Raw genomic sequence first — 25,712 nt, 5'->3', positions numbered from 1 at the left:
AGGGGTTAGATAACTGACTTATAGCTGAAAGCTTTACTGAACCCCCAGCCTAGCTGGGGGTTTTCTCTATACAAAAAAACACCCAGCGATGCTGGGTGCGTTACAAAAGCTTAATGGTGGCAGAGATTAACCTTGAATACCGACGATCAACCAAGGCGCATTTGGCTCAGTTAAATCGCGCTCTAAGTGCCATACATCATCAATATTCTCTTCAATCCCTTCTACCGCATCGCGATAACGGCCACTAAACTGCAGACTTAAATGGGCACGGTTAGCATCGTAATCGGCACGCACAATTTCAGCATCCACATACATCACATCAGTATGTTGTTCACCTGGGTAGTTTGCACGCTCCGCTTTAAGATCTTCAAACAAGCTTGGCGATACATATTCACGAATAGTCTCAAGCTGGTTATGGTTCCATGCCCCTTGCAAAATACGGTAATGCTCACGCGCCCCATTCACAAAGGCAACCCGATCAAAACCGGCTGGGTAGTTGTGAGGAACTTCGCTTTGCGCATCGCTGCCAAAACCGCTAGACACAGTTTGAGGCTGTTCAAAGTTGTGTACATTCGATTGCTCAAATGGGGTACGCTGCATACCGCCAAAAGCCGGTTGTGGCTGAGACTGATTCATGCTGCCCTGCTTAGAAGCCAATAGTCCACGCATCAATTTAAAGATCACGAAAGCAATTAGCCCCATGATCAGGATATCCATAAACTGGATACCTTCAAATGCACCACCAAAGAATGCGGCCAGTAAACCACCAGCCAGTAAGCCGCCGAGCAAGCCGCCCATCAAGCCTTTTTTGGCTGAACCAGCAGGATTGGTGGCATCTTTTTTTAAAGTATCGTTTCTTTGTTGCTGCTGTTTCGGTGCCGGAGCGGTTTTGTAACTCTTGTTACCAAACGATTTACCACCGCCGAATTTTTTGGCCTCAGCAATCGGGGTTACCGCAACCGAAACCATGATTAACGCAATGAGCGAAAACAAACGTTTCATACACTTCCTTAGGGGTCGATGTTATGGGGCTTTTGAGCTTATCTATCTTTACTGGGTCACTATAGCCAGTTCATCTCGCGATGGAAATGTTTTGCATTTATCGACATGTATCAGAATATTGCAAATCGATTCGTTGACGCTAGTTAAGGGGATGATTAGACTATCGAACATTGTTCATTATTGAATCCACATCATGGCAAGACGAAACGATCACACCCGAGAAGAGCTGGTGGCTCTCACCCTAGAGAGCGTCAAACAGTTTCTCGATACGCACTCTTATCATGAACTGAGCTTGCGTAAGGTCGCCACGATGATTGGCTATGTACCAAGCACATTGGTTAACGTGTTTGGTAACTACAACCTACTGCTGCTGCATGTGGTCGCGCAAACCTTAGATGAACTGGCACAGCAAGCACAACAAGCGCTAAAATCTACCCCCTACCCGAAAGATGCTCTCTATCAACTGGCTTATTGCTACCATAATTTTGCCAAGCATAACCCTTATCGTTGGCAACTGATTTTTGAACACAATATGAATGGTGAGGCGCTGCCTGAATGGCAAGCACAACGCATCGATAATATGACCAATATGTTAGAAGAACTATTGCGAGTGTTAGCGCCATTGCGTTCCGAGCAAGAAGTACTGCAAGCCAGCCGAGTGCTTTGGGCCGGAGTACACGGCATCACCATGCTGAGTGTGGATGATAAATTTTTTGCTAATCAACCGATGGATGGCAGTTCATTGATTGATAATCTGCTCAATCACTATCTCGCTAACTGGTAATGCTTGACACACTATGGCTAATTTAACCAGCGCGCTCTTAACTGATCGCCGTTTCTTACCCTATTTCATCACGCAGTTTCTTGGCGCATTTAACGACAATATTTTCAAAAATGTATTGTTATTGCTGGTCGCGTTTGCTGGCACGCAAGCCTTACCGATCTCCAGTGATCTGTTTATCAATCTGGCCGCTGGGTTATTTATTTTGCCGTTTTTTCTGTTTTCCGCCAGCGCAGGGGTTCTGGCCGATAAGCTAGAAAAATCACGCTATATTCGCCAGGTAAAATTGCTGGAAATTGCGATTATGCTCGGTGGTGCAATTGGATTGATGACGCAAAACTATCTCATCTTATTGTTACTGCTGTTTTTAATGGGCACTCAATCGGCCTTTTTTGGCCCGGTCAAATACGCATTGCTGCCCCAGCATTTACGCGCCGAAGAGTTAGTTCCGGGCAATGCTTTGGTTGAAACCGGCACCTTTCTCGCCATTTTGCTCGGTACGGTGGGCGCGGGGATTCTCGCCTCCGCGGAGCAAGCTCGCTATTTAGCCGCAGCCGCGATTGTGCTGTTTGCGCTACTCGGTTATCTGGCCAGCCGCAGCATTCCACTGGCACCGGCCAGTGCGCCTGATCTCGATTTTCGCTGGCAACCACTGACTCATACCAAACAAACCCTACAGATAGCTCAGCGTGATCGCGCCATTTTTCAAGCCATCATGGCCATCAGTTGGTTTTGGTTACTCGGAGCCATTTATCTAACCCAATTTCCGAATTTCACTCGCCTCTATTTGCACGGCAATGAAGCGGCGGTCTCTTTCCTGCTGGCTTTATTCTCGATTGGAATTGCGCTGGGTTCACTGGCTTGCGATAAGCTTTCTGGACATCGTATTGAGTTGGGCATCGTGCCACTCGGTAGTTTGGGGATGAGTCTGTTTGGCTACCTGATGGCGAGCGCAATCCCAAACGATCTTCCGCAATTTACCACCTTGAGTGATTTTGTGGCTTATGCCGGATTGTGGCCAATTTTTGCTTATCTGCTATTGATTGGCGTGTGCGGTGGGATCTTCATCGTCCCCTTATATGCCATGCTGCAACAACGGGCCAAAGCGACCGAGCGAGCGCAAATTATTGCAGCGTTAAATATCTATAACTCCTTATTTATGGTCGGCAGTGCGCTGCTCGGTGTAGTCTGCCTTTCGATATTGGCACTGACGATTCCACAACTGTTTGCTTTACTTGCCGTAGCCAATAGCGTGGTGGCATTGGCCATGTTGCGCCAACTACCGATTATTAGTGTGCGCTTTTTGCTGTGGATTGCCTCGCATGTTCTGTATCGCGTACGTTATAAAAATATGCAGCTGATCCCCGAGCAAGGTGGCGCGCTGTTGGTATGTAACCATGTTAGTTATTTAGATGCCCTGCTGTTGAGTGCCGCTTGTCCACGCTTAATCCGCTTTGTGATGCAAGAAGAGTACGCGAATTGGCCACTCCTAAAACGGTTTTTAAACCGCGCAGGGGTGATCCCTATTTCAGCCAATAATCGTGCTTCATTGCGACGCGCTTTCAATCAAATCGAACAGGCGCTCACTGCTGGCCAGTTGGTGTGCATTTTCCCAGAAGGCCATTTAAGCGCAGATGGCGAAATTCGCCCCTTTATGCGCGGTTTAGATCTGATCGTGCAACGCAGCCCAGCGCCAGTGATCCCGTTAGCCATCAAAGGGTTATGGGGAAGCTATTTCAGCCGTTATAAAGGCCGAGCCTGCCAAGGCGTACCGCGTCGCTTCCGCGCACGCTTAGAAATTGAAGTGGGAGAACCAGTAGCACCGCAGCAAGCAACTGCCGCGAAGATGCAACAACAGGTTGCCGAGTTACGCGGCGATTGGCGTTAAGTTTCCAGTGACGTAGCTTTAACACTCAGCACTCGGTTATCTTCGACCATAAGCACTTCAAAGCGCCATTGTTGACAATCAATCATCTCACCTTGTTCAGGCAAACGTCCCAAATGCCAAGTAAGTAAGCCATTGAGGGTATGTAGTCCTTTATCTTCGCCCTCAATGTGCACTAAATCGAGCCGATTTTTTAATTCACTGATCGGAATCAATCCATCAAATATCCATCCATTTTCTTGCAGCGTAGCCCATCGGTAAGTGGGATCATTGGATAATTCACCAGCAATCGCTTCCAAAATATCGTGCAGAGTCACCAAGCCTTGAATATCACCATATTCATCGACAATAAACGCCATTTCGATACCAGACTCGCGGAAATAGCTTAGCAAACGAAGGCCACGCATAGATTCAGGAATATATACCGGCGTTTGGCATAAGCTCAAGACGACTTGTGCACTCAATTGATCGGCTTGTTTTAATAAGACTTTAGCTGACAGCGTGCCGACAATTTGGTCGATATTGCCTTGGCATATTGGAAAGGTACTGTGTTTGATCGAACGGAGACTGTGAGTGAGCTGCTCGACTGGTTGATCAATATCGATGAAAGCAATCTTACCTCGTGGTGTCATCATTGAACTGACCAAGCGATCATCTAACTGCAGAATATTACGTATCATCTCCTGCTCACCTTGCTCTATCACTCCCGACTCAGAACCTTCACGCACAATGGCATGAATATCATCTTCGGTAACAACGTCATGTTGATGTTTTTGTCCGAGCAATTTCAGCACAACTTCTGTCGACCAAGAGAGCAATATCACAAATGGACGGGTTAATTTTGACAGCCAATAAATCGGCCATGCTACTAATACGGCAATATTTTCCGCCTGAGATTGAGCAAAACGTTTGGGAACCAGCTCTCCAACCACAATCGCAAAATAAGTCATCCCAATGATCACGATTGTGGTAGAAAATACATTAGCTTGATCTGCCTGTATGCCCCAGAGCACCATCTGTTGCGCTAAAGGCACCGATAATACCGCTTCTCCAACAATGCCACTCAATAAACCAATCGCCGTGATACCAATTTGAATCGTTGATAAAAAACGGGTTGGCGTGTGTTTAAGATCAAGGGCAATTTTAGCCGCTGGATGTTTTTCCGCTAACCGTTTCAATCGATTGGTCTTTGCTGCGACCAAAGCAATTTCTGACATGGCAAACAGGCCATTTAATACAATCAATCCAATCAAAAATAGTATCTGCATCGCTAGTTACTTCCCTGTACGTCACCATTTTCTCGCCATCACGCTAGCCCCTAGCATAAAAATTTATCCGATCGGCGAACATCATATGCACTACTATAGCTACATTGTATTAACGCAGATGGTTCTCCCTTAATGAGCTAATAGTGGCCACTTACAGTACCGTCAGATTAGGCTGCTCTACCGCTAGCCACGCTTTAACGGCGGCGCGTGAAACTTTAATGCCGCCATCTAGCAGCGCATCAGGCAGCGAAAAGTACCCAATAGGCCATTTGAATTTTTCGAGTTTACCGTGACAGCAAGCATCACCTTGTGCTTGATCCCAAGCTTGTTCAGTGCGTACCACCGCTACCGGACGCGCACCATATTCATCATCTTGAACTGGCAATACAATCGCTACTTGCACTTGTGGGTGCTGAATTAACACCGCTTCAATCTCTTCACAGTGAATATTCTCGCCACCGGAGATAAACAAATTGTCCGCGCGGCCATCAATCACCAGGTTATTTTCCTGCCAATGTCCAAGATCTTGACTATCAAACCAACCTTGTCGATCGGTCAGTGGCCGCAGATCTCCTTGCTGATAGTAACCAGCAGCCAGCGTCTGCCCTGCGATAAAAATTCGCCCATTGATTATACGCAGCTCACGCCCAGCCAATAGCTGACCATTGCCCATCACGCCATCAACACGTTTGGCAGTTACGGTGGAGGCAGCTTCGGTCATACCGTAACCGAGCCAAGTATCAATACCACGCTGGGCTGCAGCCTCCGCTAACGCTAACGGAATATGACTGCCACCGAGTAGCACCCGCTGCAAATCGAGCGGCTGTCCCCGGTCTAACAAACGTTTTAATTGCGTTGGCACTAATGAAGCGTGAGTCACCCCAAGCATATCGCGCTCAAGATCGCCGGTGCCGATCTTGAGCCTCGCTCCTACCGCTAGCCAGCGATAAATAATCGCCACGCCTGAGATATGGTACAAAGGTAAGCTTAACAACCAATTATCCGCTTGGCTAAAGGCAAAATCCGCCAATAAACCCTGTGCGGAAGCAAGATGCTGTTGATGAGTATGCGCTACCGCTTTAGCAACACCAGTCGAGCCGGAGGTGAAAATTAAGGTCGCCAAGGTTGCGGCACTGAATGGTCGAGAAGCTGGCTCTCCATGCACGGATCCACACTGCGGATCGGGCAAACTGAGTAAATAACGCGCAAGCGGTTTCAGCTCTTCGGCACTCAGCGCGCAAGAAGGAGCCAACCAAAGATAGTTAGTACTTTGCTCAGCATAGAGGGTGGATAATTTTTGCTGTAAACGAGCCAAAGGCTGCGGGGCGAGAAAAGCACACAATGCACCAATTTGCATACAAGCTAAAAACCACAGCACGCTGTGCAGATGATTTTTGCCAACCAGCGTCACCACCGCTCCCGGTTGCACGCCTTGCTCACGCAGCGCATTGGCATAATCCCCAACCTGTCTATCCAACATTTGCCATGACAACGCATGCTCAGCATGCTCGAGCGCAATCTGTTGTGGATCGCGCTCAAGCCATGCTTGCCACAGGTGATTTACTGGGTTGATTGCGCGCGCCATACCACTGCTTGATCTTGTAGTGCCACCACCGGCAATTGGCTATCGGGCCAAGGGGTTTCTAATTGCGCTCGGAATAGTCCAATCGTATCGAGTCCGGGCACTTGATCAGGCAGCAATTGCTGCGCCAAACGCGCCAATAGGTTCAGCCCTAAGCTGGATTCCAAACTTGAACTGATCACCGCTTGCAAACCCAGCGCGTTGGCTTTCGTGACCAAAGCGGCAACTCGATACACCGAGCCAATCAAGGTTGGCTTGATCACCAGCGTTTTAGCGCCGAGTAGATCATCCAACACAAAATCCGCATCCCGTACCGCCTGTTGCAAGGTTTCATCCCACGCAATCGCAATCCCGGTATCCATCGCAAAGGCAATGCTGTCACTGGGTGACTGACACGGCTCTTCCAAAAACTCGATACGGCTGCGCAAGGAGGGAGCAATGTATTGTGCGAACTTGAGCGCTTTAGCGGGCGTCCAAGCTCGATTGGCATCTAAGCGCAGAGTTAAATCCGGCATCGATTCCAAAAATAGATTGACTAACATACCGTCACGGATCGGCTCATACAGCCCAACTTTAACTTTAGCGACTTTCTGCCCCGGCAAATTATTCAGCACGGGCAGCAGTTCATCAGGATCGCCAGTACACAGCGGCGCAACATGATAATTACCTTGCATCGGTAGCGCTTGATCCAGCTGGTATTGCGCCATTGAAAGCCCGCAAGCCACCGATGGATACTGCGCATCCCAATCGATAGTTTGCCGATCCACCCACAACTCAAGCAGGGTTTGCGCTTGAGTCTCTGCCTGCGCCAAGGTTTCAAGGCTAAAGCCCGGTAATGGTGCGATTTCACCACGAGCTGTGCGGCCGTTTTCACACAGTTCAACAATAAGACCTTCACGCTGAGTCAATTTCTCATCGCGAAGAATGACGCCGCTATCCATCGGCAGTTGGTAACGATAGAGGGTTGCATGACGCATGCGAAGCGCTTCCTTATCCAAAACGAAAAAATAAGCCGAGGGTTACTGACCATTGAGCACCCTCTCGGCTTATCGTCTAATCACAGAGCAAATAATCTCATACCAGTGTGGCACGATACCGCTATACCACTATGCCGCCGTGTGATTAAGGGTTACGGGGGAATTTGTTAAAGTCTGGGCGACGTTTTTCGTTAAACGCGTTACGTCCCTCTTGCCCCTCTTCGGTCATATAGAACAACATAGTCGCGTTACCAGCCAGCTCTTGCAGACCGGCTTGACCATCACAATCGGCATTGAGTGCCGCTTTCAAGCAGCGCAGCGCCATTGGGCTATGTTGCAGCACTTCACGGCACCAACGCACGGTTTCTTTTTCCAGCTCAGCCACAGGTACCACAGTATTGACCAGCCCCATATCCAACGCTTCTTGTGCATTGTAGAAACGGCATAAGAACCAGATTTCGCGCGCTTTTTTCTGACCCACAATCCGTGCCATGTAGGATGCGCCCCAGCCACCATCAAAAGAGCCGACTTTCGGCCCAGTTTGGCCAAATTGAGCGTTGTCAGCGGCAATGGTCAGATCACACATCATATGCAGCACATGGCCGCCACCTACCGCCCAACCCGCAACGGCGGCAATCACCGGTTTTGGACAGGTACGGATTTGGCGTTGGAAATCCAACACGTTGAGATGGTGAGTACCTGAATCATCACGGTAACCGCCGTAATCGCCACGGATTTTCTGATCGCCACCAGAGCAGAAAGCCTCTTCGCCTAAACCAGTGAGAATGATCACTCCGACTTGCTCATCATAGCGGGCATCACTCAGCGCGTGGATCATCTCTTTCACGGTCACGGGACGAAACGCATTACGTACTTGAGGTCTAGCGATGGTGATTTTGGCAATCCCATCTTGTGATTTGTGATAATAAATATCTTGATAATCACCAGTGCAATCTTGCCAAAGCACTGGAGCGTAGAGTTCTTGTTCAGAAATACCTATCGTTTTAGCCATGGAGGTTCCCATTGTGGTTATCACTCAATTGCAGCTTGAGTGGATCATCGCTTGTATAATCGCAGCCAACGCTTGCGGCTGTTCATGATGGACATTATGCCCCGCCTGCGCTACCTGACTGTAACTTAACCCGCTACTCTCGGCGAGTTGCTGAAATTTACTATCACGCTCACCACACACATAGTGGATTGGCAAGCTGAGTGCTTGTAAGGCTGGCAACAAATCAGGCTGCTTAGCCAAACTTGTCGCCAGTAACATATGTGCTACTGAGGCACCAAGATTAGCACTGCGCTGGGTAATTAAAGTTTGTCTTTGCGCAGCATTTAGTGAACTAAATACCGCTTGTTGATACCAATCGCTCAGCACATGCTCAATCGGTTGCTGAGTAAAACGCTGTGCCCACTGCTGATCATGCTGCCAACGTGTCATTTTTTCGCTCTGCTCGGTGAGTCCAAAATGACCGGCTTCGATAATCGCGCCGCACAAATTGAGCGATGCAAAACTCCCTTGCGCCAATCCATACATGATCAGCCGCCCACCGAGTGAATAGCCAACCAATATCACCGGCACCTCACCGGTAACTTGGGCTTGCACCGTACGTGCGATAAGCGCCGTCGCTTGGTGAAAGTCATCACAGTATAAGACTGGATTAGCGCCATGCCCGGGTAAATCCAGTGTCAGCACTGCGCAATTCACCTTTGCTAAATGTGCCAACAGCGGCTGCCAATCGGCACCACTACCGAGTAGGCCATGTACCAACACCACGAGCGGAGTTGAGGCGCTCGGTTTGGCAAAGTGTAACCGACTACAGAGCATCAATTTGCGCGCTTAGCTGTTTAATGTGCAGCGAGGCTTGCTGTGGCGGTGTTTTAACCTCGATCAACAGGGTGCCCGAGCCTTGTGCCAAATGCTCTTCAACCAAGGTTTGGTAATGTTCCAAGGTTTGTGCTGCGTGGTAAGCCAGGCCAAACTGCTGCGCTGCATGCGCAAAATTCATCCCATGCGGCATTTGATACAGCGCCGCACGCTGCTCACTCGGCACCGGCAGTAGATCAAAAATAGCCCCGCCATCGTTATTGGTCACCACAATCACCGCCGGTTGTGGCGGCTGGCGCAGCAAAGCGAGCGAATTGAGATCATACAAGAGTGAGGTATCACCAATCAGCATCAGCAAAGGTTGTTGACGTGCGCGCTGCACACCTGCCGCGGTGGCCACCAAACCATCAATTCCCGAAGCACCACGATTAGAAAAGACCTGACGCTGATTGACCGCACTTAACATATCGACTAAACGCACAATCAGGCTATTGCCTAAAAATAGATCTGCATCCACGGCGCGCTCGGTTAAATCCAGCGCCAACGCCACCTCACTTAATCCCGAGGCCGAGAAATGTAACTGGGCTAACTGGCGCACGGAGCGTGCGTAATCAATCAAGCCATTGGCCCAGCCTTGCTGGGTATTTTGTCCGACCAGCCGTTTACTGAGCAGCGCATCAACCCACACCGGAATGTCACACTGCCACTGCTGCTGCATGGCATGGTATGGATTATTGCGGGCAATTTGTGGGGAGATGTAATGATACTCGCCAGCGCCTTGCGCGCACCAAGCGGCTAACCATTGGCTTAAGCGTTTCGAGACGATCCGCGCGCCAAATTGCACCACTAATTGACACTGATTAAGCTGCTGACGTGCATTAGGATTTTGCAGCCACAAATCAAAATGAGCCCATTCACTGCTGATTCCCGATTGTGGATCACACAGCAGCGGCCAGCCCAGCGCTTTAGCAAAACGCTGCGCAGCTTGCGCTTCATCTAAGGTTAGCGAACCAACAATCACCACGCCTTTGCCTTGAAAGCCCTCGATCGAGGCCGGCACACTGGCCGCCGCTGGTAGTTGGATCTGCGTATAAGGGTGCGCTTGTTGGGACCAACGCTGCACGCTGTGTAAATAAGATTGATAGATCGCTTCATCGCCATTGGAATAGAGCGGTTCGGGGAAAGGGCAATTGATATGCACACTACCACCCAATCGCGCTTGCTGCGCCAGCACGTGATCAATCGAAGTCAGTAACCAAGACAGTGGATGGTGCACTGCTGGACTCGGCAGATCAAGCGCGGCTGTAACGTGCTGAGAGAAAATGCCTGACTGCACAATCGCTTGATTAGCACCACAATCCACCAGTTCCGGCGGACGATCCGCGGTCAGTACCACTAAACGCTCGCCAGTGAGTTTAGACTCGGCAAGCGCGGGCAGGAGATTAGCCACCGCCGTGCCGGACGTGACAATCACCGCTACCGGTTGCTGGCTGGCTTTGGCGAGACCAAGCGCCAGAAAGCCTAAACCGCGCTCATCATAATGAGTGTGCAAGGTAAAAGCCGAGTGAGCATTGGCTTCCAATGTCAGTGGCGTTGAACGTGAGCCGGGAGCAATACACACTTGCGTCACGCCTAAGCGGCTTAACTCTTCTAATAACACTCGACACCAAAGTCGATTCAATAACGCTTGATCGTGCTCCATTAAGCGATCTCCACCGGTAAATGATCGCTGATCAAACTCAGCAAAGTCGCCAGCTTTTTATCTAATTCTTGCCATTCATGCTGCGCGATCGAGCCAGGTACAATCCCCGCCCCCGCATAAAGTTGCAGCTGATTTTCGGTCACTAGCGCACTGCGGATCGCGACACAAAATTCAGCTTGAGCATGACTAAAATAGCCCATTGAGCCGGCATACCAGCCTCGGGCAAAGGGTTCGTGATTGGCAATAAACGCCAAAGCACTGGCACGCGGCAGACCGGCTACCGCTGCGGTCGGTTGCAAGGCAGCCAACAATTGTACGCCGTTAACGCCTGCTTTTAACTGAACATCGATGTGCTTTTTCAAATGCTGCACTTTACGCAATTGCACCAGTTGCGCGTCAGGTTGGCTGGTAATTTGCTCGGCATGGGGCGTTAAACTGGCGATAATATCCTCCACCACCAACTGATTTTCATTGAGGTTTTTCCCATCATGAGTCAACCAGTCTGCCAGTTGCTGATCTTGCACGGCATCCACCCCACGACCAATGGTGCCAGCCAAAGCTTCAGTCTGTAAACTGCGCCCTTGGCGCAGATAAAGCCGCTCAGGAGTGGAACCCATAAAGCCGTGTTCAGGATCCACTGCCAGTAAAAAATGAAAGCTATGGTGATTATGCGCATGGCTAGCTTTCAGCAGTTGTGCAGCTCCAATTGGCGCGCTTAAATTCAGCGTGGTTTTGCGTGCCAACACCACTTTTTTAAACTGCTGATCGGCAATACCCGCCAGCGCTTTTTCAACCAACGCCTGCCATTGATTGGCATTCGGCGTATGTTCGAGCGTCGGCACTTGGGCGGTGATCGGTGCTAAAATCGGTACCTGTTGCTGCAGTTTTTGCAGCGCATGCAAAGTGCGCTGTGGTTGATGGTTCAAATTGACCGCCAATGACCACTGCGAATCCAAGCGGGTTAATTCAATTTGTGGCAAAAAGAAAAATCCAGCCATCGCCTGAGGATTTTTCGCCGTATGGCCATCAAATGAACGGCCTCCCCACACGCGCTGTTGTTCCCCCAACATCGCATAAGCCGGAGCGGGATCGGTAAAGGTATACACTTGACCTAACGCGACCACTTCTTCACGGGTATCACGCGATTGCCAATAAAATTTAGGGAAAATCGGCTGAGCGTCCAGCCAGTCAATCAGCGCAAAAGGTGGCTTTTCTGCCAAACGCTGAGTGAAACGAACAGTATGATCCTTCGCGCCTCGGATTTGCTCCATCAATTGAGCAACGGCCTGATAAAAATGCAACAAAGCGACCTCGTAGAGGGAGATTCGGTAAACAGTGGCTACTCTATTGAGAGAGCCTTATGAAATCAAGGTTATGGGGTATCTTTTCCTAGCGTAAGTGATCCGGTCAACCTAGTGTTGCGTGTTAAATTGTGACCTACTTAGATTTTTATTCTAAAAAATCGCAAGTTAGTGTAGTTTGGACAAGAGAACAGATTATTTTCAGGAAAATCACAATGCAAAATATCGGGATGTCGTCAAAACTCGATAATGTCTGCTATGACATTCGAGGACCAGTACTTAAACATGCTAAGCGCATGGAAGAAGAGGGGCAGAAAATACTGAAATTGAATATCGGCAACCCAGCCCCATTTGGTTTCGATGCCCCAGACGAGATCCTGGTCGATGTGATCCGCAACTTACCCACTTCACAAGGTTACTGTGATTCAAAAGGCATTTACTCCGCCCGTAAAGCCGTAGTGCAGCACTACCAGAAAAAAGGCATCCGCAGTTTGGATGTCGAAGATGTCTACATCGGCAACGGCGCTTCTGAGCTGATCGTGATGGCGATGCAAGCTTTGCTCAATAATGGCGACGAAATGCTGGTCCCGGCACCAGATTACCCATTATGGACTGCGGCAGTGGCTTTGTCTGGCGGTACCGCCGTACACTATATCTGTGACGAGCAGGCGGATTGGTATCCGGATCTGGATGATATTCGCAGCAAAATCACCAAAAAAACTCGCGGCATTGTACTGATCAACCCCAATAACCCAACCGGTGCCGTGTATAGCCGTGATTTCCTGTTGGAGATCATTGAGATTGCTCGCCAACATAAGCTGATGATTTTTGCCGATGAAATTTACGACAAAGTGCTGTATGACGGCGCGGTACACACCTCGGTGGCAACCTTAACCGACGATGTGATGGTCGTAACCTTCAATGGACTCTCAAAAGCGTATCGGGTATGTGGTTTCCGTGGCGGCTGGATGTTTCTGACCGGCCCCAAACAGCATGCGCAAGGCTATATTGCTGGCTTAGATATGCTGTCGTCGATGCGGTTATGTGCCAATGTGCCAATGCAACACGCGATTCAAACCGCGCTCGGCGGCTATCAGAGTATCAATGAGCTGATATTACCCGGTGGCCGTTTGCTAGAGCAGCGCGATCGCGCTTGGGAACTGATCAACCAAATCCCGGGTATCTCTTGCGTTAAGCCAAAAGGTGCAATGTATCTGTTCCCGAAAATTGATCTAAAGATGTACCCGATTAAAGATGATCAAAAAATGGTGCTCGATTTCTTAATACAAGAAAAAGTACTGTTGGTACAAGGCTCCGGCTTTAACTGGCCACGACCAGACCACTTCAGGATCGTCACCCTGCCACACGTTGAAGATCTCGAAATTGCGATTGGCCGTTTCGAGCGCTTTATTACCAACTATCACCAATAAGCGATGTTGCCACCGCAAGCAGATAACTTAAGCGCTTTCGGTTTTAGGTAGGCAAAACAGGCTCTGTATCAGTACACTGAACAGAGCCTGTGTTTTATTGCCATACTCTTGTCATCACTAAGGAAGTGTTCGCTATGCCAGAAAGCCATTTTTTTGCCCATCTCGCACGGATGAAACTGATCCAACGCTGGCCGTTAATGCGTTCGATCTCCCGTGAAAATATCTCAGAACACAGCTTGCAAGTCGCGTTTGTGGCGCATGCACTGGCGGTGATCAAAAACCAGAAATTTGCCGGCTCACTCAACCCCGAACGGATTGCTCTGCTGGCGATGTATCACGATACCAGCGAAGTGCTGACCGGCGATCTCCCCACCCCAATTAAGTACTACAACCCCGATATTGCTAAAGAATACAAAAAAATCGAGGCCGCCGCCGAACAGCGCTTATTAGGCATGCTGCCCGAGGAGTTGCAGCCGGAGTTTCGGCCATTTCTGATCTCTAATGCCGCGGATCCGCAAGAGAGCGCGATCGTCAAACAAGCGGATGCCATTTGTGCTTATTTAAAATGCCTTGAAGAACTCAGCGCCGGCAACCATGAATATGCCCAAGCCAAAAAGCGTCTCGATGTAACGTTACGTGAACGGCATAGTCCTGAAATGGCTTACTTTTTACACACCTTCGCACCGAGTTTTGAATTAACGCTGGACGAAATCAGTTAAGCCACGCTAAGTTAAACCGTAGTCAGTTAAGGTATTGTAAGTAAAAGAAAGTTCGTGCAAGGAGTAATGCGATGCAAGTATCCCTGAGCCCAGAATGGTTAGCCCGTAATAACGATGAGCACAAAATTCGCCGTGATGATCACCGCACGCCTTATCAACGCGATCGCGCGCGCATTCTGCATTCGGCGGCTTTTCGGCGCTTACAAGCCAAAACTCAAGTACACGGCACTAACCTCAATGACTTTCATCGCACTCGCCTCACCCATTCCTTGGAGGCCGCACAAATCGGCACCGGTATTGTTGCGCAGATCCAGCTAAAGCAACCAGAGTTTGCAGAGCTACTTCCCTCTGACAGCTTGATTGATTCACTGTGTCTCGCCCACGATATTGGTCATCCGCCGTATGGGCATGGCGGTGAAATCGCTCTTAATTATATGATGCGTGATCACGGCGGCTTTGAAGGCAATGCCCAAACGTTTCGCATCGTCACTAGCTTAGAGCCTTATACCGAACACCACGGCATGAACCTTTCACGCCGCACCGTGCTTGGGCTGCTAAAATATCCTGCGCTACTGAGTGCCACTCGTGCCGCCACTTCTCCAGTCGCAGTGGCCCACCAACGTCAATTGAAAGCTAAAGATTGGGCTCCAGCGAAAGGCATTTATGAGTGTGATAAGTCAAGTTTGGATTGGGTATTTGCCCCATTAACCGCAAGCGATCGCCAACGGATCGGCCAGATGCGCGATCTGCCAAACGCGGCGAATCAACATCGTAAAACCCGCTTTAAATCGCTCGATTGTTCGATTATGGAGCTGGCGGATGACATCGCTTATGGGGTGCATGATCTGGAAGATGCGATTGTCCTTGGCATGGTAACCCGCAGCCAGTGGCAAGAAGCGGCGGCCGCTCAGCTAGCGGAATGTGGTGATGCTTGGTTTGAAGCGCACATTGCCAAGCTCAGTGATATGCTGTTTTGCGGCAAACATTATGTACGCAAAGATGCGATTGGCGGGATTGTCAACGCGCTGCTGACCAGTATTAGCGTCAAACCGGTTGAGGCACCATTTCATAATGAGCTGTTGGCATTTAATGCTTATATTGAGCCACACATGGCCAGCGCACTGGAAGTGCTGAAACACTTTGTCAGCCAATTCGTGATCCAAATTCCACAAGTGCAGCGCTTTGAATACAAAGGTCAGCAGTTGATCATGGATCTGTTTGAGGCTTTGAGTGCCGATCCTGAACGTTTGTTACCACAAGCCACCGGAGAAAAATGGCGGCATGCCCAATCACAGCAGCAAGGCATGCGCGTGATCTGCGATTATATCGCCGCGATGACCGATGCCTACGCGCAGCGACTGCATCAGCAATTATTCTCAGCCCACAGCCATTATTGAACGCGCGACGCCCCCGCTCAGTAACGGACCGTCAGTAACGAGCGATAGAAAATGGCAACGGGCGATAATAGAAACTCACCATCGTCATCACTGGTCATCAGCGTCACGAGCGATAATTTTGCGCGAAGATCTCTGCGGGTATCTGCTCAATCTGATATTGGATCATGTGCTGAAACGCACTCAGTAGCGGTGAAAAATCTCGCTCCGGCTCCCAGTGCTGCAGCAGATAATAACCCGCTTCGACGGTGGAGAGTGCGGTTGCGCTTGGCGCTTTGCGGATCCGATACTGGCCAATCAACTCAGTAGGTAAACGTAAGCTGGCTAACTGGTGTAACTGAGTATTGATCTGCCACATTTTGTAGGCTTTTTTCCAAGTGCCATCGAGTAGGATCACGCGCTGTTTGCGCTGCGGATCTCGCGTCAGCAAAGTGCAATCTTGCGCCTGATGGCTAGGGTACAGCACAAAATGATCTACTTCTGGCTCCGCCAGCAGTTGGTTTAGCTCTGCATGCTGGCGAAAATCCTCGCCCACCCACAGCCGACAATTCGCCAACGATAAACTTAAGATCCGCGCGCTACCCAGTGGTCGCTTTTGTTCCGTAGGATGTTGAAGAATGATAAGCTCGACCGCACTGTCTAAGGCGACAATCGATGAACACAAACACGCTTTACGCGCTTTACCACACTCGGAACAATAACGGGACATGCTGTGAATCTTTACCTGCTGCTATTGGCTATCAGCCTATTAAGTTTAACTCTGCAATGGCCACCACTGCATGAGCTGACCCAGTGGCAGTTAAGCGCGATTCAACAAGGTCAATGGTGGCGCATCCTAACAGGAAATTTCGCCCACACCAACTTTGCACACTGGGCAATGAACCTTGCTGCGTTGTGGCTGATCTGCGGACTATTTAAACCCTGTGTCCGCCAACTGCTTATCCCAATCACCCTGATCAGCCTCGCGGTCGGTACGCTGATCTTGCTGTCTAACATTCACTGGTATGTCGGACTATCTGGCACCTTGCATGGTTTATTTGCCTACTACGCACTTAACGAAGTGTTCGCAGGCCGCACCAGCAGTCGATGGTTGGTGATCGGCGTGATCGCAAAAGTGGTATGGGAGTTAGGGTTTGGTGCCTCAGCCAGCACCGCTGAATTGATTGGCGCGCAAGTTGCTACTGAGGCACATTTGGCCGGTTTAGTCAGCGGATTAGCACTGAGTGGCTACCATGTTGCGCGCGGTAAATGTCAATTACACCAATTGATTCAGTTTTTCACCAAGCAGCGGTAAACGCCAACCTTGCATCAAATCGGGTAAACGTTCTGGATCGCGATCGTGCTTCCATACCCAGCTCAGCAGTTGATTAAGCTGCTTTTTGGAAGCCAAAAACTCGCTGGCTAATCCACTGCTGTGCGACACATTCTTCACTTCATCTTTCAAACGTTTGAACAGTTGCTTGTAGCCCGGGTATTCCATAATCGGTACAATTTCTGGCGGATAGGCCTCTGCCGGTGTCTCACGCGCAGCTTTAACCATGGCAATAATTTTGCTGCTATGGCGGCGGATAGCATGAGGATCCACCCCTTGTTCTTCCATTAGTTTCGGGCTGCGTAGTGCTAAACGTGCGATGGTTAATAAATCGGCTTCTTTAATCACGAAGTTAAGCGCCAAATCGCGTTTGACCGCTTCCTGATAACGCCAAGTGGCAAGTGGTTTAAGAATGGCGAGCTCTTTCGGTTTAAGCTGCCACGCCGCTTTAATGTCTAGATATGCCAGCTCCGGATTGCTGACTTTTATCCGCTTGGCGACTTGCTGTTCACTCTCTTGCAATGCAGCATCCCACCAACCCGCTTGGGTGACTCGCGCCACTAACTGCTCGTACATCGGTAATAGATAAAAAACGTCCGCCGCAGCGTAAGCCATCTGTTTTTCGCTCAATGGCCGCGCTAACCAATCGGTGCGTGATTCACTTTTATCTAGTTCGACTTGCAGTTGATCTTGCACTAACGCGGCAAATCCTGTCGATAGTCCATAACCTAAAAATGCCGCCATAATTTGGGTATCCACCATCGGGAATGGTGTGCAACCAAACGCATTTTGAAACACTTCCAAATCTTCACCACAGGCGTGCAGCACTTTTAACACCGAAGTGTCTTGTAATAGCTCGACCAATGGGGTCATCTCAGCGATCGCCAGCGGATCAATCAGCGATAAATTTTCGCCATCAAACATCTGGATCAGCCCCAATTGCGGGAAGAAAGTGCGGGTGCGGACAAATTCGGTATCCAGCATCACCACATCCGCATCACGCGCGGCAAGGCAAACGCGTTGTAAATCGCTAAGTTGGGTAATAATTTGATAATTCACAGATAACTCGCTGTTGTTGTGCAAAAGAAGTGCATCCTCTTTTGAAAGCAGAATGCCGGCAATCACCGCCGGCATTCTGATATTAGAAACACACCGGATCAATCAAGCTTATGCGTTTTGCTGTGCTTGTGCCGATAATTGTGCGTCATTTTCTTCACGCAGCACCCGACGCAGAATTTTACCGACGTTAGTTTTTGGCAGTTCATCGCGGAATTCGACCTGTTTAGGCACTTTATAGCCGGTCAAATATTGGCGGCAATGACTAATTAACTCATCTTTGCTCAGGCTAGGATCGCGTTTAACCACATAAATTTTGACCAGTTCGCCCGCCACATCATTTGGTTGACCAATCGCGGCGACTTCCAACACTTTGCCGTGCAGCGCAACCACATCTTCAATTTCATTCGGATAAACGTTAAATCCAGAGACCAGAATCATGTCTTTTTTGCGGTCAACCAGGTAGAGCAAGCCTTGCTCATCAAATTTAACAATATCACCGGTCGCTAACCAACCGTCCTCACTGAGTACCTCTTTAGTCGCTTCGGGACGTTGCCAGTAGCCTTGCATCACTTGTGGTCCGCGTACTTGCAGCTCACCCACTTGATCGTTGGCCAGCACGTTGCCTTCATCATCCACAATTCGTACTTCAGTAGAAGGCACCGGTAAACCAATCGCGCCAGTATAATCACTCAAATTGTACGGATTACCGGTGACCAGTGGTGAACACTCAGTTAAGCCATAACCTTCAAGCAAATGAACACCGGTAGTCTTTTTCCAACGTTCCGCAACAGCACGCTGTACCGCCATGCCTCCGCCCACAGCCAGCTTCATGTGTTTGAAATCCAGCTCGTGGAAGTCTTCATTATTGACCAGCGCATTAAACAGAGTATTGACCCCAGTAATTGCGGTAAATGGGTATTTTTGCAGCTCTTTGACAAAGCCCGGAATATCACGTGGGTTGGTGATCAGTAAGTTGCGTCCGCCCATTTCAATAAACAGCAAACAGTTTACGGTGAGAGCAAATACATGGTAAAGCGGCAGCGCCGTCACCACCAACTCGCGCCCTTCTTGCAATACAGGGCCATAGGCACCTTTGGCTTGCAGCACGTTAGCGACCATGTTGCGATGAGTCAGTACCGCACCTTTCGCCACTCCGGTTGTACCACCGGTATATTGAAGAAACGCAATATCATCCCCCGACATCATCGGTTTGACGTACTGTAAACGACGGCCTTTATACAGCGCTTTACGCATAGAAATCGCACCAGGCAGATCGTATTTCGGCACCATACCTTTTACATACTTAACCACAAAATCAACCAGCGTGCCTTTGGCGCGTGGCAGCATTTGTCCCAAACTGGTTAACACGACATGCTTAACCTTGGTCTTGGCGACAATCTGCTCTAAGGTATTGGCAAAATTGGAGACGATCACGATAGCGCGCGCATCGGCATCATTTAATTGATGCTCTAACTCACGTGGCGTATACAGTGGGTTGACGTTCACTGCGATCATACCTGCACGTAAAATACCCAACAGTGCCACCGGATACTGCAGCAGGTTCGGCATCATCAGTGCAACCCGATCACCCTGTTTGAGCTTCAGTTCATTTTGCAAATAGGCGGCAAAAGCTCGGCTGCGTTCTTCCAGTTTACGAAACGTCATCACCGCGCCCATATTCATAAATGCAGGCTGATCGGCGTACTTCTGTACTGATTGCTCAAACATTTCGACCAGAGAGAGGTACTGATCAGGGTTGATGGTTTCCGGAACGTCTTTCGGATAACATGAAAGCCAGGGTTTATCCACGGTAATACTCCTCGTTATTGGCTGACGCTATTTTTATGATTGGTCATACAGCGGTCACATAAACATGCTTCGCTATTACAGCATAGCCGCAGTGGTTGAGCACGGAAGCCTCAAGCACGGGTTTAAATTTTGTTAACTAAGCCAATCATCTATGCCGCACCTCATAGGTGGAAGATCAATGACTTAGCGTATATTGGATACTGGTGCAGTGGCGAGAATCAACTCACAAAGCTGAGCGCATAAAGATTGCTACCGATGTGTAGCACTCGATCTGACCAGTTCAGAGCGCGCGGCCCAGATTTGACCGCCCACTCAAGAAAGGCGGCACTATAACAATTTGCGATAAAAGCACCAAGCGAATGACCAATCCGCTTGGTTTTTTGGTGATAAGTTGAGCAAATAGCGAAAGCAGAGGCCATCTTGTCAGCCGAAACGTTGGCCAAACCTCGGGCAACAAGTCCAATTCGACCGCTTAGTTCGAACAACCCGCTTTATTTGACTTGTTGAATGATCTTACCTTCGCGTTCTTGCATCGAACGCGGCCCACAATAAAAGCCACGACACGGGAACATATAAGAGCCAAACTCATCCAGTTGTACTCGCTCTTCAACCCGCCACAAGCGATAGCCCTGCACGCTGATCACCGGATAACGCTGCTCATAGTCACCGACTTTACCTTGCTCAGGCTCCGCCGTGGTGCCGTACACTGTCATGAGCCGCCCTTCCGCAAACGTGATCGGGTCTAAAAACCCGGCGACATAAGCGACAAAGCGACCTTGTGGATCTTGCTGCAGATCTGGTCGGCCTGAGCTATCGATCGGCAGATTGACCAATTCGACTCGAGTACGATCTTGTTGATTGCTGATACTCGCGATCACACCGCCCATTCGCACGGTAGACTGCATCGCCGGATCAAGATCCAACCAAACCGAATATTGGGTCACAATACTTTTATCATCGGAATCACCAAGCTCTGGCGACAAGCTAACACAGGCGCTAAGCAATAGTGCGCCGAGCAGTATCAGTGGTTTTACAACATCTCTTTGCATCGATTTTATCCTATGGTTAGATGTAAATATCGACCCCAAGTAACTGAGCAAGTTCCTCTTTACGCGCTTGGTTCATCACATCCAGATACTCTTCCAGCGCTTTTCTCGCCTGCCCTGCTGGCAAATCATAGTGCACTTGCGCACGATCAATCTGCAGCGGATCGACATAGCGGATCGACTCTGCCACCGCGTTAGCCACTTTACTGGTCGAAGCTACGCGGCTACCACTCTCACTTTGGCTAACCTGACCCTTTTTGCCGACCTTGCCCGTTTTGTTAGTACTAGGCAAACGCGGCAAAGGTAATCCATTAATTGCAACCATACTGTTCCTATCGCTCACTGACTGAGTGTAGCAACACTCAATCAGTGTGCCTCGCTACGATGCTACAATGATTCGCGGCCAGGCAATTTTTTCCATGCCACCGTATCACGCAAATAAACTGGGCTCGCTTGTTCAACACTGAACGTATTGCCTTGTGCTAATTCAAACTGAGCCAAATACACCATGTCTTGCGCATCTGGGTAGAGCACATCACAAGCTTGCATTTGCAGCGGCAAGCTTTCCAGCATTGGGTAAGCGGCCCAACCCGTACCCGCTTGCCCCCACATCGGCTCATCGTTAACGACTTGCTCATCTAGTAGCAGTGTGGTGGCTAACTGCGCAGGAGCAATCACGCACTCCGCTTCCACCCCTTGCCAACTACCATCGGCTTGACGCACATAGCGCCCCCAGTACACTTCTTCCATCCGCGCATCAATCGCGCTGGCAACATGAGTCATGCCCTGTAAGCGATACGCCGCTTGCGCCATGGCCGCTAAAGTTGAAATACCAATCATCGGCAGATCCGCACCAAAAGCCAAGCCTTGCGCGATACCAATGCCGATCCGTACTCCAGTAAAGCTACCTGGACCACGACCAAACGCCAAAGCATCCAATTCGGCAAGTGTGATGCCGGCTTCTTTAAGGACTTCATCCACCATTGGCAATACTTTTTTGGTGTGATCACGTGGCGCGATTTCGCTGCGTGAATAAACCGTATTACCGACTAATAAGGCAACAGAACATCGCTCGGTGGCGGTATCTAAGGCGAGAATTTTTACGCTCATGAATCTCTCTAAATAATTGCAGTGATGACTAATGTTGTGGTTCATCAATGGCAGCAGTAATGAATTAGCCTAGCAGCAAATTGATGATTGAATGATAAAGGATGATGCACCGCTAAGGCTAGCCACCGCTCATTGTTGTAGAAAAGTGGTGACTATGTCCAGATCCCGTGTGCGAGGGATCGGCGGTAAACTGGCGAGGAACACCCCACCATAATCACGGGTCACCAGCCGATTATCACAGATGATCAACGCCCCTTTATCATGTTGATCGCGGATCAAACGTCCGACCCCCTGTTTAAGGGTGATCACAGCTTCCGGCAGTTGTACCTCCGCAAATGGATCACCACCACGCAAACGACAATCTTCAATCCGCGCTTTCAACAGTGGATCATCAGGAGCGGTAAACGGCAGTTTGTCGATGATAACACAACTGAGCGCATCGCCTCGCACGTCGATCCCTTCCCAGAACGCGCCCGTAGCCACCAACAGTGCATTACCCAACTCCATAAATTCAGCCAAGGTTTTTTGCTTACTGGTTTCCCCCTGCATTAACACTGGCAAGCTTAAACGAGATCGAAAACGCTCACCTAACTCACGCATCATGCTGTGCGAGGTGCACAAAAAGAAACAGCGCCCTTGGTTATGTTCAATCACTGGGGCCAGCATGCGCACCAGTTTATCCGCCAGCCCAGGGCTATTGGGCTCCGGCAGATAACGTGGCACACAAAGCACCGCTTGTGTTTGATAATCAAACGGGCTGACTAGTGAAAAGTGCGCGCTGGGCGTTAATCCTAAGCGTTGAGTAAAATGGCTAAAATCGTCGTTAACCGCCAGCGTAGCGGAGGTAAATATCCAAGCCCCTTCTTTAATGGCCATCTGCTCACGAAACTTATCCGCCACCGAAAGCGGGGTAATATGTAAGCTAAAATGGCGGGGCGTGGTGTCATACCAGTAAGAATATCCGGTAATCGACACATCGCACACGCGGCGAATGCGGCCTAAGATCAGTGTCGCGCGCTCAAAGGCGGTATCAAGCAGTTGACTGCGTCCTAACGCCAATTTGAGCACATCCAACGCAAATTGCAGCGCTTCATTGAGCCGAGCAATTTCTCTGGCCACACTGGGGGTTTGCAGCACTTCACGCCAGTTACCGCGAAAGCCTGATTCACCGAGCATGATCCGCAAATCCATCGCCGCTTGGCGCAGCTTATCGGCGACTTTTTGCAGTTGACGCATATCTTTCGCTTCGCTGCGATAACCCAGTTCAATATCTTTCGCCAGTTCTTGCACTTGGCGACTCGATACCGATTGACCAAAATATTGGCTGGCAATATCCGGCAATTGATGGGCTTCGTCGAAAATAAACACTTCTGCTTCGGGAATTAACTCACCAAATCCGGTTTCTTTGATCGCCAGATCGGCCAAAAAGAGGTGATGATTAACCACCACTACATCGGCCTCCATAGCGCGCCGCCGCGCTTTGGACACAAAACACTCTTGATAACTCGGACACTCTTTACCTAAACAATTGTCATTGGTTGAGGTAATTGTCGCAATCACAGGGCTATCTTCGGCCAAATCATCGCATTCACCTAAATCGCCACTTTGGGTACTCGATGCCCAACTGCGTACCTTGACCAACTGAGTGAGTAGTGCCGGATCAGCTTCGGGAGTATGACTTTCGATCATTTGCCGACTTAAACGGTCAAGACATAGATAGTTGGCTCGCCCTTTCAGCAGCGCCACTTGGCCAAAAAAGCCTAATGCACTGACCATCAAGGGTAAATCGCGGTGAAAAAGTTGCTCTTGCAGGTTTTTTGAACCGGTACTGATGATCACCTTTTTGCCACTCAACAAAGCAGGAACCAGATAGGCGAAGGTTTTACCGGTGCCGGTACCCGCTTCCACCACTAATTGAGTTTGGTGAGCAATCGCGCTGGCCACTGCTTTGGCCATATCGACTTGTGGTTGTCGCGGTTGAAAGCCAGGGATCGCTTGGCCTAATGCGCCTTGCTGAGAGAAGGTTTTTTCAATCATGCCAGTTCAGTGTGCAACGGAAATGGCGCGATTATGGCAGGTTTTTGACAGTGGTGCGAATGACAATCTCACGCGCACCACACAGTAAGTATTAGTTGCGATGCAGATAACGAGCCAACCAAGCGGGTCGCTCACCAGCAGAAATGGGGCTATTGGTCAGCGCTTTAGCGGCATCCCCTGGAGAGGTACGATGCTGCCACATTTCTTCTAACATATTCTCATTCAGTGACTGAGCGCCAAGCAGCGCTTCAACTCGCTCAACATACAACTTACGTGCAAGAAGTTCTTTATCCATACCACCACCCTACTACTCTTAATAATAAGAAAATCACGATGCAATCGCTGATAAACCTGTGTATTGCTTGGCTAAACCGATTGAATCTATTTTGATAATAGATTAATTATAGGTACGCGATTGCGGGCTGCATCACCATTCAGCTAGCACCGATTGGTTTTTTACAATCAAAGATTTGCACTACCCCATTAGGAGATTGCGCTAAGTCATCATGTGGCTTCTAGTCGTAACTAGGGGATATTTATTTTTGCATGGAAGTAGTTATTAATGGAAAGAAAAACCTTGCTGACGCATTGCCCTGATGCGCCGGGACTGATCGCTAAGATCACCAATATTTGTTACAAGCATCAACTCAATATCATTCATAACAATGAATTTGTCGACAATGCCAGCAGTCATTTTTTCATGCGTACCGAGTTGGAAGGTTATTTCAACGATACAACGCTGCTGGCTGACCTCGATCACGCACTGCCAGAAGGCGCTAAACGTACTCTGATCGACTCGACACGTAAGCGAGTGGTCATTCTGGTGACCAAAGAAGCACACTGTCTGGGCGATATTCTGATCAAAAACTACGATGGCAGTTTAGATGTTGAGATTGCCGCAGTGATCGGCAATTACGATAGCTTACAGCGTTTAACCGAGCGCTTTGAGATCCCTTATCACTGCGTGTCCCATGAGGGGTTGTCTCGAGAGCAGCACGAGCAGCAATTATTAGCGGTGATTAACCAATATCAACCGGATTATCTGGTGCTCGCTAAGTACATGCGCGTACTCACCCCAGCTTTTGTGGAACAATTTCACCATAAGATCATCAATATCCACCACAGTTTTTTACCTGCATTCATTGGCGCTAAACCATATCAGCAAGCTTACCAGCGCGGAGTGAAAATCATTGGTGCTACCGCCCACTTTGTTACCAATGATCTCGATGAAGGACCAATCATTAAGCAAGATGTGATCCCGGTTGACCACACATTCAATGCCGAAGATATGGCGCAAGCTGGGCATGATGTTGAGAAAAATGTGCTGAGCAAAGCACTCAATAAAGTGCTCAACGACCATGTCTTTGTCCATGGTAATAAAACCGTGATTTTGTAGTAGCTTATCAATAAGCGCCTCCCCATCACCGGACAATGCTATTCGCTCTTGGTGGTGGGTAAATATTTTTACAT

The 25,712-nt window shown here is 49.3% G+C and carries 23 protein-coding genes; 7 read left to right on the top strand and 16 right to left on the bottom strand.

The features are described from left to right. Positions 1-126: 126 nt before the first annotated feature. On the bottom strand, positions 127-1,002 hold the full coding sequence (locus PUN32_RS06535; protein ID WP_274722328.1) for a Tim44 domain-containing protein: 876 nt from the start codon (positions 1,000-1,002) through the stop codon (positions 127-129). A gap of 193 nt (positions 1,003-1,195) precedes the next feature. On the opposite strand from PUN32_RS06535, the gene PUN32_RS06530 reads away from it, so the two are divergent. Together PUN32_RS06530 and PUN32_RS06525 are read left to right on the top strand one after the other, a co-directional pair. Beyond that, positions 1,196-1,786, top strand: a complete 591-nt coding sequence (locus PUN32_RS06530) for a TetR/AcrR family transcriptional regulator (protein WP_274722327.1) — start codon at positions 1,196-1,198, stop codon at positions 1,784-1,786. Positions 1,787-1,799: 13 nt separating this feature from the next. Then, positions 1,800-3,671, top strand: a complete 1,872-nt coding sequence (locus PUN32_RS06525; RefSeq protein ID WP_274722326.1) for an MFS transporter — start codon at positions 1,800-1,802, stop codon at positions 3,669-3,671. Here the strand turns inward: PUN32_RS06525 and PUN32_RS06520 are convergent. The 7 genes from PUN32_RS06520 to PUN32_RS06490 form a co-directional block, all read right to left on the bottom strand. After that, positions 3,668-4,936, bottom strand: a complete 1,269-nt coding sequence (locus PUN32_RS06520) for a hemolysin family protein (RefSeq protein WP_274722325.1) — start codon at positions 4,934-4,936, stop codon at positions 3,668-3,670. The genes PUN32_RS06525 and PUN32_RS06520 overlap by 4 nt on opposite strands. A gap of 151 nt (positions 4,937-5,087) precedes the next feature. Beyond that, positions 5,088-6,521 (bottom strand): o-succinylbenzoate--CoA ligase, encoded by a 1,434-nt coding sequence (gene menE, locus PUN32_RS06515; protein ID WP_274722324.1) that lies wholly within the window; start codon positions 6,519-6,521, stop codon positions 5,088-5,090. Then, positions 6,497-7,495: an o-succinylbenzoate synthase gene (gene menC, locus PUN32_RS06510; RefSeq protein WP_274722323.1), complete on the bottom strand. Its 999-nt coding sequence runs from the start codon at positions 7,493-7,495 to the stop codon at positions 6,497-6,499. The genes menE and menC overlap by 25 nt, the downstream gene beginning before the upstream one ends. A 145-nt stretch (positions 7,496-7,640) precedes the next feature. Continuing rightward, positions 7,641-8,507, bottom strand: a complete 867-nt coding sequence (gene menB, locus PUN32_RS06505; protein WP_166013251.1) for a 1,4-dihydroxy-2-naphthoyl-CoA synthase — start codon at positions 8,505-8,507, stop codon at positions 7,641-7,643. Positions 8,508-8,531: 24 nt separating this feature from the next. After that, positions 8,532-9,323, bottom strand: a complete 792-nt coding sequence (gene menH, locus PUN32_RS06500) for a 2-succinyl-6-hydroxy-2,4-cyclohexadiene-1-carboxylate synthase (RefSeq protein WP_274722322.1) — start codon at positions 9,321-9,323, stop codon at positions 8,532-8,534. Beyond that, on the bottom strand, positions 9,313-11,025 hold the full coding sequence (gene menD / locus PUN32_RS06495) for a 2-succinyl-5-enolpyruvyl-6-hydroxy-3-cyclohexene-1-carboxylic-acid synthase (protein WP_274722321.1): 1,713 nt from the start codon (positions 11,023-11,025) through the stop codon (positions 9,313-9,315). Before menD ends, menH begins: the two co-directional genes overlap by 11 nt. Continuing rightward, positions 11,025-12,329, bottom strand: a complete 1,305-nt coding sequence (locus tag PUN32_RS06490) for an isochorismate synthase (RefSeq protein ID WP_274722320.1) — start codon at positions 12,327-12,329, stop codon at positions 11,025-11,027. The genes menD and PUN32_RS06490 overlap by 1 nt, the downstream gene beginning before the upstream one ends. Before the next feature lie 212 nt (positions 12,330-12,541). On the opposite strand from PUN32_RS06490, the gene PUN32_RS06485 reads away from it, so the two are divergent. From PUN32_RS06485 to PUN32_RS06475, 3 genes are all read left to right on the top strand, one after another. After that, positions 12,542-13,756 carry a pyridoxal phosphate-dependent aminotransferase gene (locus PUN32_RS06485; RefSeq protein WP_274722319.1) on the top strand — a complete coding sequence of 405 codons (1,215 nt, stop codon included), beginning with the start codon at positions 12,542-12,544 and terminating at the stop codon, positions 13,754-13,756. Between the two features lie 134 nt (positions 13,757-13,890). Then, positions 13,891-14,475, top strand: coding sequence for a 5'-deoxynucleotidase (yfbR, locus tag PUN32_RS06480; protein WP_274722318.1), 585 nt, complete (start codon positions 13,891-13,893; stop codon positions 14,473-14,475). Between the two features lie 71 nt (positions 14,476-14,546). Continuing rightward, a complete protein-coding gene (locus tag PUN32_RS06475; RefSeq protein WP_274722317.1) occupies positions 14,547-15,872 on the top strand; it encodes an anti-phage deoxyguanosine triphosphatase in 1,326 nt (441 codons plus the stop codon). A gap of 103 nt (positions 15,873-15,975) precedes the next feature. Here PUN32_RS06475 and PUN32_RS06470 read toward each other — a convergent pair whose 3' ends face one another. Then, on the bottom strand, positions 15,976-16,578 hold the full coding sequence (locus PUN32_RS06470) for a tRNA-uridine aminocarboxypropyltransferase (protein WP_274722316.1): 603 nt from the start codon (positions 16,576-16,578) through the stop codon (positions 15,976-15,978). A 3-nt stretch (positions 16,579-16,581) separates the two neighbouring features. Here PUN32_RS06470 and rrtA point away from each other — a divergent pair, with 3 nt between their 5' ends. After that, positions 16,582-17,163: a rhombosortase gene (rrtA, locus tag PUN32_RS06465; protein WP_274722315.1), complete on the top strand. Its 582-nt coding sequence runs from the start codon at positions 16,582-16,584 to the stop codon at positions 17,161-17,163. On the opposite strand, the gene rnd is transcribed toward rrtA, so the two are convergent. The 7 genes from rnd to PUN32_RS06430 form a co-directional block, all read right to left on the bottom strand. Beyond that, entirely contained in the window at positions 17,125-18,240 is a 1,116-nt protein-coding gene (gene rnd / locus PUN32_RS06460) for a ribonuclease D (RefSeq protein ID WP_274722314.1), read from the bottom strand. The two genes, rrtA and rnd, sit on opposite strands and share 39 nt — an antisense overlap. Before the next feature lie 108 nt (positions 18,241-18,348). Beyond that, positions 18,349-20,049, bottom strand: a complete 1,701-nt coding sequence (fadD, locus tag PUN32_RS06455; RefSeq protein ID WP_274722313.1) for a long-chain-fatty-acid--CoA ligase FadD — start codon at positions 20,047-20,049, stop codon at positions 18,349-18,351. 491 nt (positions 20,050-20,540) lie between these two features. After that, positions 20,541-21,098, bottom strand: coding sequence for a Slp family lipoprotein (locus PUN32_RS06450; RefSeq protein ID WP_274722312.1), 558 nt, complete (start codon positions 21,096-21,098; stop codon positions 20,541-20,543). 16 nt (positions 21,099-21,114) lie between these two features. Then, entirely contained in the window at positions 21,115-21,420 is a 306-nt protein-coding gene (locus PUN32_RS06445) for a chromosome partitioning protein ParA (RefSeq protein ID WP_274722311.1), read from the bottom strand. 62 nt (positions 21,421-21,482) lie between these two features. Next, positions 21,483-22,205: a tRNA (adenosine(37)-N6)-threonylcarbamoyltransferase complex dimerization subunit type 1 TsaB gene (gene tsaB / locus PUN32_RS06440; protein WP_274722310.1), complete on the bottom strand. Its 723-nt coding sequence runs from the start codon at positions 22,203-22,205 to the stop codon at positions 21,483-21,485. Between the two features lie 129 nt (positions 22,206-22,334). Continuing rightward, the gene (locus tag PUN32_RS06435) at positions 22,335-24,242 is read right to left on the bottom strand and encodes an ATP-dependent DNA helicase (protein ID WP_274722309.1); all 1,908 of its coding nucleotides are present in this window, start codon (positions 24,240-24,242) and stop codon (positions 22,335-22,337) included. Between the two features lie 91 nt (positions 24,243-24,333). Continuing rightward, on the bottom strand, positions 24,334-24,537 hold the full coding sequence (locus tag PUN32_RS06430) for a hypothetical protein (protein ID WP_166013265.1): 204 nt from the start codon (positions 24,535-24,537) through the stop codon (positions 24,334-24,336). A 267-nt stretch (positions 24,538-24,804) separates the two neighbouring features. Between PUN32_RS06430 and purU the strand changes: the two genes are divergently transcribed. Then, a complete protein-coding gene (purU, locus tag PUN32_RS06425) occupies positions 24,805-25,638 on the top strand; it encodes a formyltetrahydrofolate deformylase (protein ID WP_274722308.1) in 834 nt (277 codons plus the stop codon). Positions 25,639-25,712: the final 74 nt, after the last annotated feature.

Origin of the sequence: Vibrio chanodichtyis (assembly GCF_028863985.1) — a bacterium.
GTDB lineage: Bacteria > Pseudomonadota > Gammaproteobacteria > Enterobacterales > Vibrionaceae > Vibrio > Vibrio chanodichtyis.
This window is presented reverse-complemented; position numbering and strand designations above follow the sequence as displayed.

What these genes read in the sequence shown, in the direction of transcription:
- PUN32_RS06535 (WP_274722328.1), bottom strand. Translation starts at nt 1,002, where the DNA reads ATGAAACGTTTGTTTTCGCTCATTGCGTTAATCATGGTTTCGGTTGCG.
- PUN32_RS06530 (WP_274722327.1), top strand. Translation starts at nt 1,196, where the DNA reads ATGGCAAGACGAAACGATCACACCCGAGAAGAGCTGGTGGCTCTCACC.
- PUN32_RS06525 (WP_274722326.1), top strand. Translation starts at nt 1,800, where the DNA reads ATGGCTAATTTAACCAGCGCGCTCTTAACTGATCGCCGTTTCTTACCC.
- PUN32_RS06520 (WP_274722325.1), bottom strand. Translation starts at nt 4,936, where the DNA reads ATGCAGATACTATTTTTGATTGGATTGATTGTATTAAATGGCCTGTTT.
- menE (WP_274722324.1), bottom strand. Translation starts at nt 6,521, where the DNA reads ATGGCGCGCGCAATCAACCCAGTAAATCACCTGTGGCAAGCATGGCTT.
- menC (WP_274722323.1), bottom strand. Translation starts at nt 7,495, where the DNA reads ATGCGTCATGCAACCCTCTATCGTTACCAACTGCCGATGGATAGCGGC.
- menB (WP_166013251.1), bottom strand. Translation starts at nt 8,507, where the DNA reads ATGGCTAAAACGATAGGTATTTCTGAACAAGAACTCTACGCTCCAGTG.
- menH (WP_274722322.1), bottom strand. Translation starts at nt 9,323, where the DNA reads ATGCTCTGTAGTCGGTTACACTTTGCCAAACCGAGCGCCTCAACTCCG.
- menD (WP_274722321.1), bottom strand. Translation starts at nt 11,025, where the DNA reads ATGGAGCACGATCAAGCGTTATTGAATCGACTTTGGTGTCGAGTGTTA.
- PUN32_RS06485 (WP_274722319.1), top strand. Translation starts at nt 12,542, where the DNA reads ATGCAAAATATCGGGATGTCGTCAAAACTCGATAATGTCTGCTATGAC.
- yfbR (WP_274722318.1), top strand. Translation starts at nt 13,891, where the DNA reads ATGCCAGAAAGCCATTTTTTTGCCCATCTCGCACGGATGAAACTGATC.
- PUN32_RS06475 (WP_274722317.1), top strand. Translation starts at nt 14,547, where the DNA reads ATGCAAGTATCCCTGAGCCCAGAATGGTTAGCCCGTAATAACGATGAG.
- PUN32_RS06470 (WP_274722316.1), bottom strand. Translation starts at nt 16,578, where the DNA reads ATGTCCCGTTATTGTTCCGAGTGTGGTAAAGCGCGTAAAGCGTGTTTG.
- PUN32_RS06450 (WP_274722312.1), bottom strand. Translation starts at nt 21,098, where the DNA reads ATGCAAAGAGATGTTGTAAAACCACTGATACTGCTCGGCGCACTATTG.
- PUN32_RS06445 (WP_274722311.1), bottom strand. Translation starts at nt 21,420, where the DNA reads ATGGTTGCAATTAATGGATTACCTTTGCCGCGTTTGCCTAGTACTAAC.
- tsaB (WP_274722310.1), bottom strand. Translation starts at nt 22,205, where the DNA reads ATGAGCGTAAAAATTCTCGCCTTAGATACCGCCACCGAGCGATGTTCT.
- PUN32_RS06435 (WP_274722309.1), bottom strand. Translation starts at nt 24,242, where the DNA reads ATGATTGAAAAAACCTTCTCTCAGCAAGGCGCATTAGGCCAAGCGATC.
- PUN32_RS06430 (WP_166013265.1), bottom strand. Translation starts at nt 24,537, where the DNA reads ATGGATAAAGAACTTCTTGCACGTAAGTTGTATGTTGAGCGAGTTGAA.
- purU (WP_274722308.1), top strand. Translation starts at nt 24,805, where the DNA reads ATGGAAAGAAAAACCTTGCTGACGCATTGCCCTGATGCGCCGGGACTG.